Below are 16,233 nucleotides of genomic sequence, written 5' to 3' on the forward strand. Positions count from 1 at the left end.
GCTACTCAGACTGAAGATAAAGAGTTACAAGCTTATTTCGCACCTTTGGCTAAAACACTGCAGGCAAACGAACAAAAGATTGTGGATGAGTTCAAAGCGGTTCAGGGTAGGCCAGCAGATATTGGTGGTTACTTTGTGATGGACACAGAGAAGTGCAAGGCAGTGATGCGGCCCAGCGCTACTTTCAATGCTGCTTTAAAGGCAGCTAGGGCTTAATCAATCAGAGCTACTAAGAGCTGCTGAAGCTGGGTTTAAAAGGCAAACTTTCGGGTTTGCCTTTTACTTTGGGGGTTTATGAAGATCAGTAAGCAATAAATTCTGATCGGTAGCAAAATAAGTGAATTACATTCATTGGACTACCCCATGCGATTTATTGATAAGACTATTCTTCCTGGCGATATCACTCCTCAAGCTGTTTTTGAGAACCGTCGCAATTTGATTAAGGCTGCCGCTGTCGGCAGTTTTGGTATGGCTTTGGCCCCTTGGTTTTCAAGGGAAGCATTAGCGGCTAATCCAGAAAAGCTCAGTGCAGTACTGAATCAGGCTTATGCATCCAAAGACGGTCTCACGCCGTATAAGTATGTAACGACCTACAACAACTTCTATGAGTTCGGAACAGATAAAGCTGACCCTGCTGAGTATGCGCATACCTTACAAACTCGCCCATGGACTATCTCGATTGAAGGCTTAGTCAAAAAGCCTGTGACCTTAGATATCGATGCCTTATTAAAACTGGCGCCGATGGAAGAGCGTATCTATCGCATGCGTTGTGTTGAAGGTTGGTCGATGGTGATTCCCTGGGACGGTTACTCTTTATCCAAGTTGATCAATCAAGTTGAGCCACTCGGTTCTGCGAAGTATGTCGAATTTATTTCTCTGGCAGATAAAGTACAAATGCCAGGCTTGAAAAGCAAAATTATTGATTGGCCCTATCGTGAAGGCTTGCGTATGGATGAGGCTATGAATCCGCTGACTCTCCTGACCTTTGGTTTATATGGTGAAGTCTTACCTAAACAAAATGGTGCCCCAGTACGTATCGTGCTGCCTTGGAAGTATGGCTTTAAGAGTGCGAAGTCCATTGTTAAAATTCGTTTCACAGAAGAGATGCCTAAAACGAGCTGGAGTCAGTTTGATGCCCGTGAGTACGGTTTTTATTCCAACGTAAACCCTCAAGTAGATCATCCGCGCTGGAGCCAAGCAATGGAGCGTCGTATTGGCGATCCTAAAGGAGCTTTTGCACCGAAGATTAAAACGCAGATGTTTAATGGCTATGCTGAGCAAGTTGCCAGCATGTATGCCGGCATGGATCTGAAGAAGTTCTATTAAATAGTACGCAAGCTCACCATCACCGTTTAAGTTCGTCTGCCTGGCTCTGGTAGGGGCACCATCACTGCTTGACCTGGAGTGCTGCAGCCTTGATCGCAGCAGCGTCCTGGCTGCTTATTCTTGGTAATCGCGCGCTCTTGATTGCTGGTTAGAACACCACGATCTAATAGCCTCTCGACCAGCTCTACTTTGTTGCCGATAGGATATTGGCGATAGATTTCTTTTTTCATGGCTGCCGGTGATCCGCCGCCATGAAGACTAATGACAGAATACCAACCACCTTGATAAGAGGCGGTCAAATCTTCAATGAAGCGCGCTACTTCAATACGCTTATCGTAAGGAACTGCTGGATTGGCGCGCAGCACTTCTGCTAGGGTGGCTGCAGTTACTGGATTGTGATCTTCATCTGGTCCAGGTAGCGCCACAATTAAGCCGCCTGAAACCTCATGAGCAAGACGGTGCATGTCATAAATTTGAGTGGCTAGTAAGAGTTTCCCGATATTAGAAAACACCGGTTCAGGCATGAATGATTTGCTGTAAGGGTCTTGTGTGCCGTACACGCTTGCAGCAACTCCACAAGCATAAAATCCTTCGGTGATTTTAATCAGATCAACCATGGGGTCACGCAAATTGGATTTGGTTTCTGGATCAAACCCATTGGCTTCACACATCAAAGCTCCCGCTCCAATCAAGAGGTCGCCAAAGCCAGCTCTCGCGGCAATACAACTATGGCGGTGATGGGTAGCGTAGCTATAAGTTAAAACACTAGAGTGCTCCCATTCACCGGCGTAGAAAACACGCTCCCAAGGAACAAATACTTTGTCAAAGATCACCACGCCAGTCGATTGGCCATACTTGCTAGAAAAGAGTGGTTTACCGTGCTCGACTTTTTCTCCTGGACGGCCAGCAGGGCGGGCAACGATGGTAATGCCTTTGGCGTCTACCGGTACGGCGCAGCAAATCGCAAACGCAGCATCTTCTTTGCTCATATTGCGTCCTGGCATTACTAAGAACTCATGCATATACGGAGCCCCAGTGACGATGGCTTTAGTACCAGAAATTACTACCCCCTTAGCGTCTTGAGAAACGATATGCACATAAGTATCTGGATTGGCTTGTTCATGCGGCCTTAATGATCGATCACCTTTAGCGTCGGTCATTGCAATACCCAAAGCCAAATCATTTTTTTGCACATGGGCAAGATACTCGGCAAACTTGGCGCGATGATCATTGCTGCCGTGAGCATCATCAATTCGAGCAGATACTTGTCCAAGTGCATTTAAGGCATCGTGGGCGAGATAGCGTTGCGCACAACCCGTTTCTTGACAGAGGACACGAACAGCTTCTAATTTATTTAAGAGATCACCAGAAGACTCATTAATGTGCAGCATCCTGGGAACGGTTTTGCCATCAGAGTTTGCTAGCATGAGAGGTGCTAAAGCAGGGTCGTGCACCATGTCATAGGTGACACCCAAAGCTTGGACCCCAGGCCTTAGTATCGCCTCATCGGCTACGGATTCAACCAGGCGACCATCGACATAGACCACAGGCTTTAACTGACGCAATGATTCTTGATAGTCCTTGCTAGTCATGAATTGGGAGGTGCTTTGATTCATATCGGGCCCTAATGATGGAATGGTTAATTCGTCCAATCATACACATAAATTGAACAGTGTTCAATTATTAAGATATATGTATAATTAAGTAATGAATCAAGTTCTTGCCTCTCCAAGAGATATACGTCAACAAGCTTTGGCTGACGCTCGCCGTGAGCATATTTTGAGTGCTGCTAGAGCGGTGTTTATCGAGTTGGGATTAGAGGCCGTGAGTATGCGAGAAATCGCCAAGCGGGCCGGATATACGGCTGGAGCTATCTATAGCTACTTTGCTAGTAAAGAAGAAATCTACGGCGCCTTACTTGCTGAATCGCTCGAGCGTTTAAATGATTTTGTGAATCTGGCCGCAGAAGATAGTTCGGTTAATCAGAAGCGACAGACAGCACTAGAGGAGCTTCGTAAAAGTGCTTTAGCTTTTTATGAGTTCTATCGAGATAATCCACGCGATTTGGACTTAGGCTTTTATCTCTTTCAGGGGCTAAAGCCTAGGGGGCTCACGAACGAGTGGGACTCAGCCTTAAACGCGCGCCTCAGAGCCGCCATGAAGCACCAAGAGGCAGCCTTGATGAAGTTAGGATGTAGCAAAAAAGAAGTAGATACTGAGTTAACTGCTATTTTTGCGCACATTGTTGGCGTACTATTACTTAACCATACGGGTCGTATTCGGATGTTTGGTAAAGGCGCCGATGAACTCATCACCCACTACTTAGATCAATTAGCGCTGCGCTTACCCATTAAAAAATAATGACTTCATGATGATCAACCAAGACACTAGCGCTCTCATTTTGATTGACTATCAAACTCGTTTAATGCCAAGTATTCATGAAGGGCAAGAAGCGATTGCATCAGCACTCTTTCTTGCTCAGGTAGCGCAAGCCCTAGCAATCCCTATTCTAGGAACTGAGCAAAATCCTGATGGTCTAGGGTCGAACGATGAGCGTATTAAAGCGTTTTGCAACCAGACTCTGGTGAAGCATTCCTTTAATGGAGCTGCCGATGGTTTAGCAGATGCCATCCAGAAAACCAATCCCGCCATTACTCAAGTGGTGCTAGCAGGTTGTGAAGCGCATGTCTGTCTGATGCAAACTGCATTGGGTCTGCAGATCCTGGGCTATGAGGTGGCAGTAGTGCCAGAAGCCTGCGGCAGTAGAATGCCACAAGACAAAATATTGGCTATTGGTCGTATGAGCCAGCAAAAAATAGCTATGCTGAGCGCTGAAATGCTCGTCTTTGAGTGGCTTAAAACATCGGAGCATCCACAGTTTAAAAATGTCCTGAAGCTAATCAAAAATAGATAAGATAAGCTACCCATTCAGAAAAATATATTTAAAGAGGAAGTATGGAACATACCGTTTTAGTTACTGGCGCTACTGCTGGATTTGGTGAAGCAACCGCAAGACGCTTTTTAGCTCATGGCCATAAGGTCATCGCTGTTGGTAGACGGATGGAACGTTTGGATGCACTCAAAGCATCGCTCCCTACAGATCAGCAAAAGAAACTTCATACACTGGCATTAGATATCTGCGATAGCGCCAAGGTTGACTCCCTAGCAGTAAGCTTGCCTGCAGAGTTTGCCAAGCTAACGATTCTGGTTAATAACGCTGGACTCGCATTGGGTTTAGAGCCAGCACATCAAACGAGTATTGCTGATTGGGATCAAATGATTGATACCAATATCAAAGGACTGGTACATATGACCCGTGCCTTTTTGCCTGGCATGGTTGAGCGTCAATGTGGTCACGTGATTAATGTTGGCTCTGTTGCAGGCCTTTACCCTTATCCCGGGAGTAATGTATACGGAGCCAGTAAAGCATTTGTGAAGCAATTTAGTCTTAACCTGCGTGCTGACTTGACGGGTACTCGTCTGCGCATCACATGTGTGGAGCCAGGCCTCAGTTCAGGCACTGAATACTCGAACGTGCGATTCAAAGGTGATGATGCGAAGGCGGAGAAAGTATATGAAGGTGTAGAGGCTCTCAGTGCTGACGATATCGCTGAGGCTATCTTTTGGTCTGCAACTTTACCTGCGCATATGAATATCAATGCCGTCGAGATTATGCCAATAGCGCAATCATTTGCTGGTACTTCCGTGTATCGGGGAGAGCTCTAAGAAGTTCAAGTGAGCTTATTTTTTCCACTGATAAAACTGGGGATACACGCGCATCACCACAGGACCGTCAAAATCCCAAGACTTACAGCCCCCAAGATATAAAGGGGGCTTGTTTTCATCAGGGTCAAATAGTGCACCAGGGATAGATTGATAGGCCGCAGTAGCAATATTGTTGAGTAGCTCACGCAGGTGAGTGCAGCCTTTAATACCGCCTAAGTGGGTCTCGATGATTTTGCGCCAACCTTTGCCAATTCTCGCTCCAATTAAGGCATCCATTGGCGGAATCACTAGCGGACATTCTGGATGGGGATGGGCATCCATCGCCACTTCGATATTCTGAATAGTGAGTTGATCATCTAAAGTCACTCGTACCCACATATCGTGAATGGGCTCGCCCGGGGCCCAAGTTTTTGAGCCCGTTACAAAAGGGTGTGACTTAGTATCTTTGAGGTGACCTTCAATATCCCATAGACCATCTTCTCTCGCATAGCCATTGAAAGTCACTTCGCGGGTATGCAATGGGGTACGGGGTTTTGGGTCTGGAAGCATGGCAGATTGAGTTCCTCAGTGAGAATGCTTAATCATAATCAATTGAGCTTCAGAGGGTCTTGATGCTCTAAATAAGGCCATCTATAGTATTCTGTGCAGCATATGGCAAAACCCATCTCCCTAGAAAAAATCCTCTTTAGCCAAGGCTTTGGAACGCGTCGCTACTGTAGTGACCTAGTGTTTGCCGAGTTGGTAAAAGTCAATGGCATCTTGGCACAAGACCCCGATGAGCGTATCGCAACCGAAGGCTTGATTTTAAATGTGGAAGGCCAGAATTGGGAGTATCACGAAAAGGCTTACATCGCATTTAATAAGCCAGCCAATTACGAGTGCTCGCATAAAACGACTCACCATCCCAGCGTCTATAGTTTGCTGCCTACCCCCTTTGTAGAGCGCGGCTTGCAATGTGTAGGACGCTTAGACTTTGACACTACTGGGCTCTTATTGATTTCAGATGATGGTCAGTTTATTCATAAAATGACGACGCCTAAAAAGAATATTGGCAAGGTCTATGAGATTACGACACCAGAACCGATTACGCAGACTCAAATAGACCATCTCTTAAATGGCGTAGTTTTAGATGATGATCCAAAACCGTGTTTTGCCGCTGCATGTCAGCAGCTCTCAGAAAATAGACTGGCAATGACCATTGTTGAGGGGCGTTATCACCAAGTCAAGCGCATGATTGCCGCAGTGGGAAATCATGTTACCAAATTGCACCGTGTCCAGATTGGCGCCTATATCATGCCTACCGATTTAGAAGAAGGCCAATGGCGTTGGTTATATCCAGAGGACTTAAAGCAACTTTCGCAAAGTGTGAGCTCTGAAACGAGGTCCATCAGATGAAGAATGCATTACTGCCAGATGATTTTGATTTTCAGAACAGCATTCCATTGTGGACGCTAGATCAATCTCGAACAACCATCTATCGTGAATTTATCTTTACAGATTTTAAGCAAGCTTTTCAGTTTATGACCCTGTGTGCGCAGCGTGCAGAGGAGATTGATCATCACCCCGATTGGTCAAACTCTTGGAACAAGGTGGCTGTGCACCTCAGCACTCATTCAAGCAAAGGTTTAACAGAATTAGATATTGAGATGGCTAGGGCGATGGATGTATTTGCACTCCAGGTCTAGGTCAAGCACTAGAAATTAATGCTCGTCGCCTTCGTGCTCTTCTTCATTAATGCTCATTAAGATTGTTGCAAGTAGGCCATAAACTACTTCAGTCGAAATCATGCCATCTTCATCAAGCTCATCAATTAAGTCGTTGAGACAATCTTCCGTAGGCTCGTTGAGCAAAGTCATTGCGCATTCGCAGCCATAGTCAAAATCTTCATCATTTTGGTTTTGGTCGTTGTCAGTCATATTTATCCTTAATTGAGTCTTCAGGATAGCAAATTACGGTCAAATTCGGTGGTTTTTTCATTGGGTGAAATTCTTGTGCTACTGCAATAAGCAAATAATCATTTATAGTGATTTGATAATAAAAAAGAGGAGGCAGTATGCAGCTAAATGTGAATGGTCAAATTCGTAATATTGATGTCGAACCCAATATGCCCTTGTTATGGGCGATACGTGAGAGCCTTGGTCTTACTGGTACCAAATATGGCTGTGGTGTAGCCCAGTGTGGGGCTTGCAGCGTTTATCTCAATGGTCAGTTAGTTCGCTCCTGCTCAATTCCAGTTTCTGCGGTCGGTTCTGCCAAGATCACCACCATTGAGGCACTTTCAAAAGACAATTCTCACCCAGTTCAAAAAGCTTGGGTTGCACTAGATGTCCCACAGTGCGGCTATTGCCAATCCGGTCAAGTGATGGCTGCTGCTGCTTTATTAAAAAGAATTCCGAAACCTAGCGATGCTGATATTGATAGTGCAATGGCTAATGTATGCCGTTGTGGCACCTATCAAAAGATTCGTGATGGTATTCATGTTGCTTCTGGCCAGAAGAAATTGGCAGACGTCTTGGCGCAGTATGACGCTACTCCTGCGACACGTGGTTAAGGAGAACAATATGAAAATGAATAATCAAAATATGGCATTAGAGAATATTGCACGCCGCGATTTCATTATTAAGGGTACGCTCCTTGGCGGCGGCTTAATGTTAGGAATTGGTGCGGTACCAGATTTGGCTTATGCAGCAGGCGTTCAATATGATCCGAACACACCAACGAAGTTTGGTGATTCTGAAGTGAATGCTTGGGTGAGTATTACACCTGATGAAACTGTCTACATCAGAATTGCTCGCTCAGAAATGGGGCAGGGTACTCGCACTGGTTTAGCCCAACTCGTAGCTGAAGAGTTGGAATGCAATTGGAAAAAAGTTAAAACCCAATCTGCAACACCTGGCCAAAGCTTGGCTCGTAAGCGGGTATGGGGTGAGCATGGTACTGGCGGAAGTCGTGGCATTAGAATTTCTGAAGACTATGTGCGCCGTGGTGCAGCTGCAGCACGCATCATGCTGCTAGAGGCGGCAGCAAAGCAATGGAGTGTGCCTGTCAGTGAACTTAAAGTAGATAAGGGTGTCATTACCCACACTCCGACTGGCCGCAAAACTACTTACGGCAAGGTTGCGCAATTAGCGTCCACCTTAACTCCTCCAGATCCGAAGTCGATTACCTTACGAGACCCTCGAGAGTGGAAAGTAGCTGGACAGCCTTATGCCCGTCTCGATACTGCCAATAAGGTCAATGGCAGCAAGGTATATGGCATTGATTTGCAGTTACCGAATATGCTGTGCGCTTCAGTAAAAGCTTGCCCTGTATTTGGTGGTAAGTTAGTCAGTTACGATGAGGCCAAAATCAAAGGTATGCGTGGCGTTAAGGGAGTTGTCAAAATTAATGACAGCACACTTGCAGTAGTTGCAGATACTTGGTGGCGTGCCAATACTGCGCTTAATGCGTTGCCAATTGTTTGGGATGAGGGAAAAAGCGCAAGTACTTCACAAGCTGGTATTGAGAAAATGCTCCGTGATGGCTTAGAAGAGCAGGGTGATTTTTGGCAGCGCAAAGTAGGTGATGCACCTGCAGCTATTAATAGTGCCAATAAAAAAGTCGAGGCAGTTTATTACACGCCGTTTAGAGCGCACGTCACGATGGAGCCTATGAATGCTACCGTCAAAATTACGGGCAATCTCGCAGAAGCTTGGGTTCCGACCCAAAATGGCGAAGGCTCGCTTGCAGCCTTATCAGAGGCCACTGGCATAGCGCTTGCTAACTGCGAAGTGTATAAATTGGATTCGGGTTGTGGCTTGGGCCGTCGCGGATCCACGCAAGATTTCACTACTTTTGCCGCTAAAGTAGCTCAGCAATATCCAGGGATACCAGTCAAAGTAGTTTGGAGTCGTGAGGAGGATTTAACGCAGGACTACTACCATCCGATTGCGATGGCCAAGATGAGTGCTGGTTTGGATAATGTCGGTAATTTAACTGGCATGCATATCAAAGTAGCAGGTCAGTCTATCAATGCCACTCTCGCACCGCAAAACATTAAGAATGGTAAGGATGAGCGTCAATTGCAAGGGCTTTATGAGAAGGGTCCTGATGCGCAATTAGGTTATACCTTCCCAACCCTGCTCACAGAATATGTGATGAAGAACACGCATGTTCCTGTAGGTCCATGGCGCGGCGTGAATACCAATCAAAACGGCATCTTCATGGAATGCTTTATGGATGAGTGTGCTAAGGCAGCCGGTAAAGATCCAGTGCAATTTAGGCAAGCCTTGATGCAAAGCCATCCAAAGCATTTAGCGGTGTTAAATGCTGCTGCCAAGAAAGCAAATTGGGAAAAGCCACTGCCTGCAGGCACCTATCGGGGTGTTGCCCAGTTTATGGGCTACGCTAGTTATTCTGCTTGCGTTGCTGAGGTCTCGGTAAAAAATAATGTTGTTAGCATTAGCCGCTTAGTGTTTGCCTTAGATTGCGGTCATGTGGTTAATCCGTATTTGACACGTGAACAGATTGAGGGCTCTGTAGCAATGGCCTTAGGAGCTATATTCGATCCCGAGATTACAGTGGAAAAAGGTCGAATTAAGCAGCAAAACCTCGATACTTACCCACTTCTCAAATTGGCATCCACTCCAAGAATTGAGACGGTTCTCGTACCGACTTATGACTTTTGGGGTGGTGTAGGTGAGCCGACCATCTGCGTGGTTGGTCCTGCAGTTGCTAATGCCATTTCTGCTGCCATTGGTAGGCCAGTACGCAGCTTCCCCCTCAGTAAAGAGGGCTTGAGCTTAGCTTAGAGTGTTAGTGCAGTTCCCGCTAAACGACCCATCCTTTAAACGGTGGGTCGTTTAATATGCACTGATGAAGTATCTCAAGAGCCCCCTATTTTTTATTTCGCTATTGCCATTGGGGCGCTTAGTATGGCTTGGCTTTCAGGATAATTTAGGGGCTAATCCGATTGAGTTTGTTACTCGCTCTACCGGCACCTGGGCGCTAGTATTTTTGTGCATCACCTTGGCGATGACGCCAATGCGTCTTCTGACTGGCTGGAGTGCCTGGATTTCTTGGCGCCGAATGTTTGGCCTATTTTGTTTCTTCTACGCCGGTATCCATTTTGCGATTTGGTTTTGGCTAGATCAAGATTTAGATCTTCAGGCAATGTGGGCTGACGTAGTGAAGCGCCCCTTTATTACGATGGGCTTTATAACATTTGTGCTCTTGATTCCTTTGGCTCTGACATCGAACAGGTGGGCTGTGCGTGCCTTAGGTCGGCGCTGGAGCTTACTTCATAAGCTAATTTATGTGCTTGCTTGTACGGCAGTACTTCATTATTGGTGGCATAAGGCAGGCAAGAATGATTTGCAGACAGTCTCTATTTATGGATCAGTTGTTTTGTTATTACTGCTATGCCGCTTACCATGGCTAAGAGCCTATTTGCAAAAGAGACAAACTTAATTTTTAAAACTCAGTCGTATAGCGAAGAATAAAGCGACGTGTTTCTACAAAACCATTTTTGATTTCCATATCACGCCCATATTGCAGGCTGATTCTGCCAAAGGGGTAATACGCTAAGGCGCTCAGTAAATACCGTTGGGTATTGACGACGTTATTTTGATAGGCGTTGCCAATTGTCGTCGCCCCGCCAGCGACATAAAAATATGAGGCACCAACAGTATAGGTTTGATTGAATTTATAAATCGGACCCAACTGAGTTGATGTTAAAGGCTTCTGATTTAAAGAAGTATTACTTGCCACGCCGCATGCGGCAGCGCATTGACTGTTGCCACCAAACCACATGGTTCCAACCGCAACCATCCCATCGAGATTGCCAACAATAGGCTGTTGATAACCCATCTGAATATCCGATCTATAACGGTTTTCGCCTGTATTAAAGGGCTGTTGACTGTTATAACTTCCGGTGGGTAGGGTCAAGTAGCCTGCAACACCAAAATAGCGTCTATTGACTCTATCGGAGTAGGGCCAAAAGGCACTCGCTAGCGTCACGTCTCCAACGCCAGTGGCTGCTGGATACATACCCAAAGATCCTCCAGGCTTAATGCTTCCATATGGCAGTTGAATAAAAGAGACTGCTGGCAAATCTTTGACGGTATAGGAAGTCACTAAACGAAGGATTGCCGTTTGCGCACTAACATCGGGGCTAGCATAAGGTCTAGCACTTACTACAGAACCATTTTTATAGTAAGTAGTGTTATCAGTATTGACGTAACTAATCATTGCATGATTTTTACCAGGCAATGGAGCAACAATATCGTTAGGTTGTAAATCAACCGCCCATACGGCCAAAGGCTGAATCAGGGCACACAAGAGGAGATGCCGATAAATTTGTATGAAGTTATTGTAGTTAAATTGTCAGAAGTCAGTTGAAGGCTCACATACAATAGTTAGATGAATATCTCCCTAAAGCTCGCACTCTGTCTTGTATTGGTAGGGTGCTCAACAGCGCAGCAAGGACCACCGCCAAAGGGATCACAGACTTCCCCCGTTTACTCTCCTGAGTAATTAAGAGAGTTTAATAATCAACCAGTTGCCTTAAGCGAAGGGCCATTTGGCCCAGTTGCTACTCCACCCCTAAAACAGGGTCTGACAAAACAGTCACCGGGGGATTCAAAATACTTTAGTCAGCCTAAGGGAGAGCAAGAGGCAGAGGCTATTGAAACCCAATCGGTCGATCCTTATACGCCAGGCACCCCGGTTTATCGCTTCTAGCTTTGGGCTACTGTTACCATTGAAGCTCATTTTTAGAAAGATCAAGTCTCATGAATTTATTCATATTCCTATTTAAATCGAAGTTAAACACTTTATTAGTTGTCAGTTTCTTGTCGGTAGTATTAATGAGTGCTGCACAGGCTCAACAAAGCGGTTTACCCATTAATGCAGCAGCTTCTGTGAATGGCGCCATTATTACCAACGATATGGTGGAGCAGGGCATTAAGATAGCGATCTCACAAGGGCAGAAAGATAGCCCTGAGTTGCGTCAAGCCGTTGTGCAGAAATTTATTGAAGTATTACTTCTTTCACAGCGCGCAGAGAGCAGTGGTTTAGCAAATTCCGATAAGGCAAATACTCAATTGATGTTGATCCGTCAAAATTATTTAGCTGATCTTCAGTTATCTACTTTTATGGCGCAAAACCCGATTAGCGATGCCGATATTCAAGCTGAGTACAACAAAGAGATTGCCTCGCTTGGTCCTCAAGGAATGTTGGTCGAATATAAGATGAGTGATATAGCGCTTGCTACTGAAGCGGATGCACAAGCAGCATTAAACCGTATTAAAAAAGGCGAGCCATTTGATAAGGTGGCAAAAAATGTTTCTCTTGCGCCTAATAAAGTACAGGGTGGCGCTGTTGGCTGGGTTCAGACTGGACAGGTTCCTCCGCAAATTTCAGCGGTATTGGTCAATCTAGCTAAGGGTCAAGTATCCCAGGCGCCAATTCAGTTAGAGCAAGGCTGGTATTTAGTGAGACTGGAAGATAAGAGAAGTAGCAAGCCACCTACATTAGATCAAGCGAAGGCTGCGATTCGTAATGGCTTAGCACAAAGAAAACAATTTGAGTTTTTATCTCAGATCGCTAAAGAATCGAAGATCGTCATTCAGTAAAAGATTTACACAATAAAAAAGAGCTCTACGGAGCTCTTTTTTCTTTAGGCATTACTTGAATGCATACTTATTTGCGCTCAAGTGTTACAAAGTTGAAGGTGATATCACCCTCTGATCCTGGGGTACGCTCTACCTCTTTCCAAGAATCTGCATCAGGGACCTCAAAGAAGGTATCGCCATCATTAACATCGATATCAATTTCGGTGATGTAAAGACGATCTGCTTTTACAAAGGCTTGCTTAAAGAGCTGTTCGCCACCAATCACAAAGACCCGTGGTGCTTCGCTTAGACGATTTAAGGCCTCATCCAGTGAGCCCGCAAGTTCTGCGCCCTCGAGTTTGAACTGCGCATTACGACTCACCACAATATTGCGACGGCCAGGCAGTGGGCGGCCAATCGATTCCCAAGTCTTACGTCCCATAATGACCGGGTGGCCCATCGTCACACGCTTAAAGAATTGCAAATCAGCCGAGATTTTCCAAGGCATCTGGTTATCACGACCAATGACATGGTCACGCGAGCGAGCAACAATCACAGAAATAGCAGGTTGGGTCATCAAATGCTTTCTGATTCTTAGATCGCTACAGGAGCTTTGATGTGTGGATGTGATTCGTAGCCCAGGATTTCAAAATCCTCAAACTCGTAATCAAAGATAGAATCTGGTTTACGCAAAATATTCAGTTTTGGTAGTGGGAAGAAATCCCTCGATAACTGCAGATCTACTTGCTCCAAATGATTGCTATAGAGATGGCAATCGCCACCAGTCCAAATAAAGTCACCCACCTCCAAATTGCATTGCTGCGCCATCATATGCGTGAGTAGAGCATAGCTAGCAATATTGAATGGCACACCCAAGAAAATATCAGCACTGCGTTGGTAGAGTTGGCAGGATAGCTTGCCATCTGCAACATAGAATTGGAAGAAGGCATGACAAGGTGCTAAAGCCATGCGGGGAATATCGGCAACGTTCCATGCAGAAACAATAATACGACGTGAATCTGGATTTTTCTTGATAGTCTCTACAACTTCAGAGATCTGATCGATATGTTTGCCATTGGGTGCTGGCCATGAGCGCCACTGGTAACCATAGATCGGGCCGAGTTCGCCATCGGGGGCGGCCCATTCATTCCAGATCGACACGCCACGCTCTTTAAGCCAGTTGTTATTAGTGCTACCTTTGAGAAACCAGAGTAATTCATAGATGATGGATTTGAGGTGTAACTTCTTTGTCGTGACCATCGGAAAGCCATCAGCTAAGTTAAAGCGCATCTGATGCCCAAATACCGAGATAGTGCCTGTGCCTGTCCTATCGGACTTTTGGACGCCCTTTGCAAGGACTTCTTTCATGAGATCGTGATATTGGCGCATATAAATATTGGCAAAAATGGATAATTAGGGATAGCTTACTCGAATGCTGGCGAACTCACTCCAAGAACCTTGTGGAGCTTGGTTGAGGTGGTGGTGTACTGGAGTTGAATGTGTTTTTCTGGGTTGAGATAGGCGGCTGCAGCAAAGGCTGCTAAGGCTGCCTCATGAAATCCTGACAAAATCAGTTTTTTCTTGCCTGGGTAAATATTGATATCCCCCACGGCGTATATTCCAGGAATGCTGGTTTGAAATTTTTCGGTATCGACACTCACTTGCTTGCGCTCAATATCTAGGCCCCAATCGGCAATCGGCCCAAGCTTAGGTGAAAGACCAAAAAAGATCAGGAGATCATCTACTGAGATTTCATGATCTTTACTCTCAATGTCAGTGACAATGATTTTTGAGATCTGATCATGCTCAACTTCATAGTGAGTAATCTGTCCAATCAATAATTGCATTTGCTTGTTTTGACAAAGCTCACGCATTTTGGCAATCGATGCGGGAGCTGCTTTAAAGTCATCACGACGATGAATGAGAGTGACGCTTGCAGCCTTGCCCACAAAATACAAGGCCCAATCTAAAGCGGTATCGCCACCACCACAAATAACAATCTTTTTACCGGTAAATTTCTCTGGATTTTTAACGCCATAAAAAATCTGCTTACCCACAAAAGCCTCCATACCATCTAGATTGAGGGTGCGAGGCTGAAAGGCACCTACGCCACCAGCAATAAAGACTGTCTTGCTCAAGAAGTGTTGATCTTTTGAGGTGCTAATTAAAAAACGGCCATCCGCTTGTTTCTCCAGCTGGCTCACTTCTTGCCCCAAATGAAATTGAGCGCCAAAGGGTTTGATTTGCTTTAGTAGATTTTCAGTAAGCTCACGTCCAGTACAGACAGGAATGGCTGGAATATCGTAGATAGGTTTATCTGGATACAGTTCAATGCATTGCCCACCAGCTTCTGGAAGAGCATCAATGACATGCGCTTTGATTTCTAGAAGACCAAGTTCGAAGACTTGAAAAAGGCCCACAGGTCCGGCGCCAATAATGACAGCGTCGGTTTGTGTGGGTGAGTGCAGCACGAATTCTCGAAAAAGGGAATTAAGAAATTACTTGATTAGCTGATCGAGTTTATTTTTAACATCTTTCCAATCATCCGCATCTGGAAGGCCAGCTTTGGACTTGGTAATAGAGTCCCAGGTCGGGGAAAGGTCAGCATTGAGCTTAATAAAGGCCTGTTGATCACCGGGAACATCATCTTCAGCATAAATAGCATTTACAGGGCACTCTGGAACACAGACAGCGCAGTCAATGCATTCGTCTGGATCAATCACTAAAAAATTGGGGCCCTCACGAAAGCAGTCAACAGGGCAAACATCAACACAGTCGGTATATTTGCAGCGGATGCAGGATTCGGTAACAACGTAGGTCATGGTCTTTAATCTAAAGAGCCCCAACGGGGACTGTTAAGTTATAAAACCCCAATTTTAGCTGAAATGGCCAAGTTTTCAGGCAAAGCCTCATTTAGGGCTTTGAGACCATTTTCCCAAGCTAAACCCCCCCAATTGATTACACTTTAGGCATTGGCATCAATAAACCCTATTAGGAAAGAATGAATTATGGAAGAGTATCGGCTGCAGATCGATAAAACAGCAAAACCTTTGATGATTATCGATTACACCTTTGGAGGTGATCGAAGTCTGGAGTTGATGAAGTCTACCAACCTGCCCACTGCCTTGCAAAATGCCAAGGTGAAGACGGAGTTTGATTTAGCCCATGCGTGGAGCGATTTTGCCCGCAAGTATTTGGAGAGTACACAAGAGATCGCAGGAACGCCCTTATGCTGGGGTGGACATTACGATCAATTAGGCAGGGTAATGCTCGAAATGATGCGTCTTAGTCGAGATAAGCAAGCGATGGTGGATACAGAAGTCTACGAAATCATTCCCCAACTTGAAGAGATTCCTTTTGTGAGCAGACCCGCTACTCTTGAAGATAAGATGTTTTGCCGTATCTGGCTTTCTTTAATTCGTCATCCCGCTTTTATTGAGATGGAGTTAGACGAAGATGAGTTAGCAGCATTTAACTACTGGCAAGGTCTATTTACGATTGCCTTAGGTAAGACCAATAGTGAGCTCCTAAAACAGGCTGCTTAGTTCTTTTCATAGGTAGGCATAAAAAAAGCGCTCCGTGAAGAGCG

At 45.4% G+C, this 16,233-nt stretch carries 20 protein-coding genes; 12 read left to right on the forward strand and 8 right to left on the reverse strand.

Going from position 1 to position 16,233, the window contains the following annotated elements; all coding sequences use genetic code 11:
- Positions 1-216 (forward strand): NADP-dependent isocitrate dehydrogenase (locus ICN31_RS00405; RefSeq protein ID WP_216257541.1); only part of this gene is annotated, 216 nt, incomplete at its 5' end.
- Positions 217-363: 147 nt separating this feature from the next.
- Positions 364-1,326 carry a protein-methionine-sulfoxide reductase catalytic subunit MsrP gene (msrP, locus tag ICN31_RS00410; protein ID WP_216257544.1) on the forward strand — a complete coding sequence of 321 codons (963 nt, stop codon included), beginning with the start codon at positions 364-366 and terminating at the stop codon, positions 1,324-1,326.
- Between the two features lie 26 nt (positions 1,327-1,352).
- Here msrP and ICN31_RS00415 read toward each other — a convergent pair whose 3' ends face one another.
- A complete protein-coding gene (locus ICN31_RS00415; protein WP_216257548.1) occupies positions 1,353-2,942 on the reverse strand; it encodes a 4-hydroxyphenylacetate 3-hydroxylase family protein in 1,590 nt (529 codons plus the stop codon).
- A 91-nt stretch (positions 2,943-3,033) separates the two neighbouring features.
- On the opposite strand from ICN31_RS00415, the gene ICN31_RS00420 reads away from it, so the two are divergent.
- The 3 genes from ICN31_RS00420 to ICN31_RS00430 are packed head-to-tail and all read left to right on the forward strand — an operon-like array spanning position 3,034 to position 5,052.
- Positions 3,034-3,687, forward strand: a complete 654-nt coding sequence (locus ICN31_RS00420; RefSeq protein ID WP_216257549.1) for a TetR/AcrR family transcriptional regulator — start codon at positions 3,034-3,036, stop codon at positions 3,685-3,687.
- Between the two features lie 7 nt (positions 3,688-3,694).
- Positions 3,695-4,240: an isochorismatase family protein gene (locus ICN31_RS00425; RefSeq protein WP_216257551.1), complete on the forward strand. Its 546-nt coding sequence runs from the start codon at positions 3,695-3,697 to the stop codon at positions 4,238-4,240.
- 41 nt (positions 4,241-4,281) lie between these two features.
- The gene (locus ICN31_RS00430; protein WP_216257553.1) at positions 4,282-5,052 is read left to right on the forward strand and encodes an SDR family NAD(P)-dependent oxidoreductase; all 771 of its coding nucleotides are present in this window, start codon (positions 4,282-4,284) and stop codon (positions 5,050-5,052) included.
- A gap of 15 nt (positions 5,053-5,067) precedes the next feature.
- Here ICN31_RS00430 and ICN31_RS00435 read toward each other — a convergent pair whose 3' ends face one another.
- Positions 5,068-5,601 carry a DUF2889 domain-containing protein gene (locus ICN31_RS00435; protein ID WP_216257556.1) on the reverse strand — a complete coding sequence of 178 codons (534 nt, stop codon included), beginning with the start codon at positions 5,599-5,601 and terminating at the stop codon, positions 5,068-5,070.
- Between the two features lie 102 nt (positions 5,602-5,703).
- On the opposite strand from ICN31_RS00435, the gene ICN31_RS00440 reads away from it, so the two are divergent.
- Together ICN31_RS00440 and ICN31_RS00445 are read left to right on the forward strand one after the other, a co-directional pair.
- A complete protein-coding gene (locus ICN31_RS00440; RefSeq protein ID WP_216257558.1) occupies positions 5,704-6,447 on the forward strand; it encodes a pseudouridine synthase in 744 nt (247 codons plus the stop codon).
- Positions 6,444-6,737: a 4a-hydroxytetrahydrobiopterin dehydratase gene (locus ICN31_RS00445; protein WP_216257559.1), complete on the forward strand. Its 294-nt coding sequence runs from the start codon at positions 6,444-6,446 to the stop codon at positions 6,735-6,737. Before ICN31_RS00440 ends, ICN31_RS00445 begins: the two co-directional genes overlap by 4 nt.
- Positions 6,738-6,752: 15 nt before the next feature.
- Here the strand turns inward: ICN31_RS00445 and ICN31_RS00450 are convergent, their stop codons facing one another.
- Positions 6,753-6,968: a hypothetical protein gene (locus ICN31_RS00450; RefSeq protein ID WP_216257561.1), complete on the reverse strand. Its 216-nt coding sequence runs from the start codon at positions 6,966-6,968 to the stop codon at positions 6,753-6,755.
- Between the two features lie 137 nt (positions 6,969-7,105).
- On the opposite strand from ICN31_RS00450, the gene ICN31_RS00455 reads away from it, so the two are divergent.
- From ICN31_RS00455 to ICN31_RS00465, 3 genes are all read left to right on the forward strand, one after another.
- The gene (locus tag ICN31_RS00455; protein WP_216257563.1) at positions 7,106-7,603 is read left to right on the forward strand and encodes a (2Fe-2S)-binding protein; all 498 of its coding nucleotides are present in this window, start codon (positions 7,106-7,108) and stop codon (positions 7,601-7,603) included.
- A 10-nt stretch (positions 7,604-7,613) separates the two neighbouring features.
- Positions 7,614-9,842, forward strand: a complete 2,229-nt coding sequence (locus ICN31_RS00460) for a xanthine dehydrogenase family protein molybdopterin-binding subunit (protein ID WP_216257566.1) — start codon at positions 7,614-7,616, stop codon at positions 9,840-9,842.
- Between the two features lie 64 nt (positions 9,843-9,906).
- The gene (locus ICN31_RS00465; protein ID WP_216257568.1) at positions 9,907-10,500 is read left to right on the forward strand and encodes a sulfite oxidase heme-binding subunit YedZ; all 594 of its coding nucleotides are present in this window, start codon (positions 9,907-9,909) and stop codon (positions 10,498-10,500) included.
- Between the two features lie 3 nt (positions 10,501-10,503).
- Here the strand turns inward: ICN31_RS00465 and ICN31_RS00470 are convergent, their stop codons facing one another.
- Positions 10,504-11,370, reverse strand: a complete 867-nt coding sequence (locus ICN31_RS00470; protein WP_216257570.1) for a transporter — start codon at positions 11,368-11,370, stop codon at positions 10,504-10,506.
- Between the two features lie 452 nt (positions 11,371-11,822).
- Between ICN31_RS00470 and ICN31_RS00475 the strand changes: the two genes are divergently transcribed.
- Entirely contained in the window at positions 11,823-12,665 is an 843-nt protein-coding gene (locus tag ICN31_RS00475) for a peptidyl-prolyl cis-trans isomerase (protein WP_216257572.1), read from the forward strand.
- Positions 12,666-12,732: 67 nt separating this feature from the next.
- Here the strand turns inward: ICN31_RS00475 and ICN31_RS00480 are convergent, their stop codons facing one another.
- Genes ICN31_RS00480 through fdxA form a run of 4 tightly spaced genes read right to left on the reverse strand, consistent with a single transcriptional unit; the run spans position 12,733 to position 15,466 of the window.
- Positions 12,733-13,221 carry a dihydrofolate reductase gene (locus tag ICN31_RS00480; protein ID WP_216257574.1) on the reverse strand — a complete coding sequence of 163 codons (489 nt, stop codon included), beginning with the start codon at positions 13,219-13,221 and terminating at the stop codon, positions 12,733-12,735.
- Between the two features lie 17 nt (positions 13,222-13,238).
- Positions 13,239-14,033, reverse strand: coding sequence for a thymidylate synthase (locus ICN31_RS00485; protein WP_087909076.1), 795 nt, complete (start codon positions 14,031-14,033; stop codon positions 13,239-13,241).
- A 35-nt stretch (positions 14,034-14,068) separates the two neighbouring features.
- On the reverse strand, positions 14,069-15,115 hold the full coding sequence (locus tag ICN31_RS00490; protein ID WP_216257575.1) for an FAD-dependent oxidoreductase: 1,047 nt from the start codon (positions 15,113-15,115) through the stop codon (positions 14,069-14,071).
- Between the two features lie 27 nt (positions 15,116-15,142).
- Positions 15,143-15,466 carry a ferredoxin FdxA gene (gene fdxA, locus ICN31_RS00495; protein ID WP_216257576.1) on the reverse strand — a complete coding sequence of 108 codons (324 nt, stop codon included), beginning with the start codon at positions 15,464-15,466 and terminating at the stop codon, positions 15,143-15,145.
- A gap of 186 nt (positions 15,467-15,652) precedes the next feature.
- Between fdxA and ICN31_RS00500 the strand changes: the two genes are divergently transcribed.
- Complete coding sequence (locus tag ICN31_RS00500) at positions 15,653-16,189, forward strand: hypothetical protein (RefSeq protein WP_216257578.1); 537 nt, start codon at positions 15,653-15,655, stop codon at positions 16,187-16,189.
- The last annotated feature ends 44 nt before the right edge of the window (positions 16,190-16,233 follow it).

Source organism: Polynucleobacter sp. UB-Piko-W3, from assembly GCF_018881635.1.
GTDB lineage: Bacteria > Pseudomonadota > Gammaproteobacteria > Burkholderiales > Burkholderiaceae > Polynucleobacter.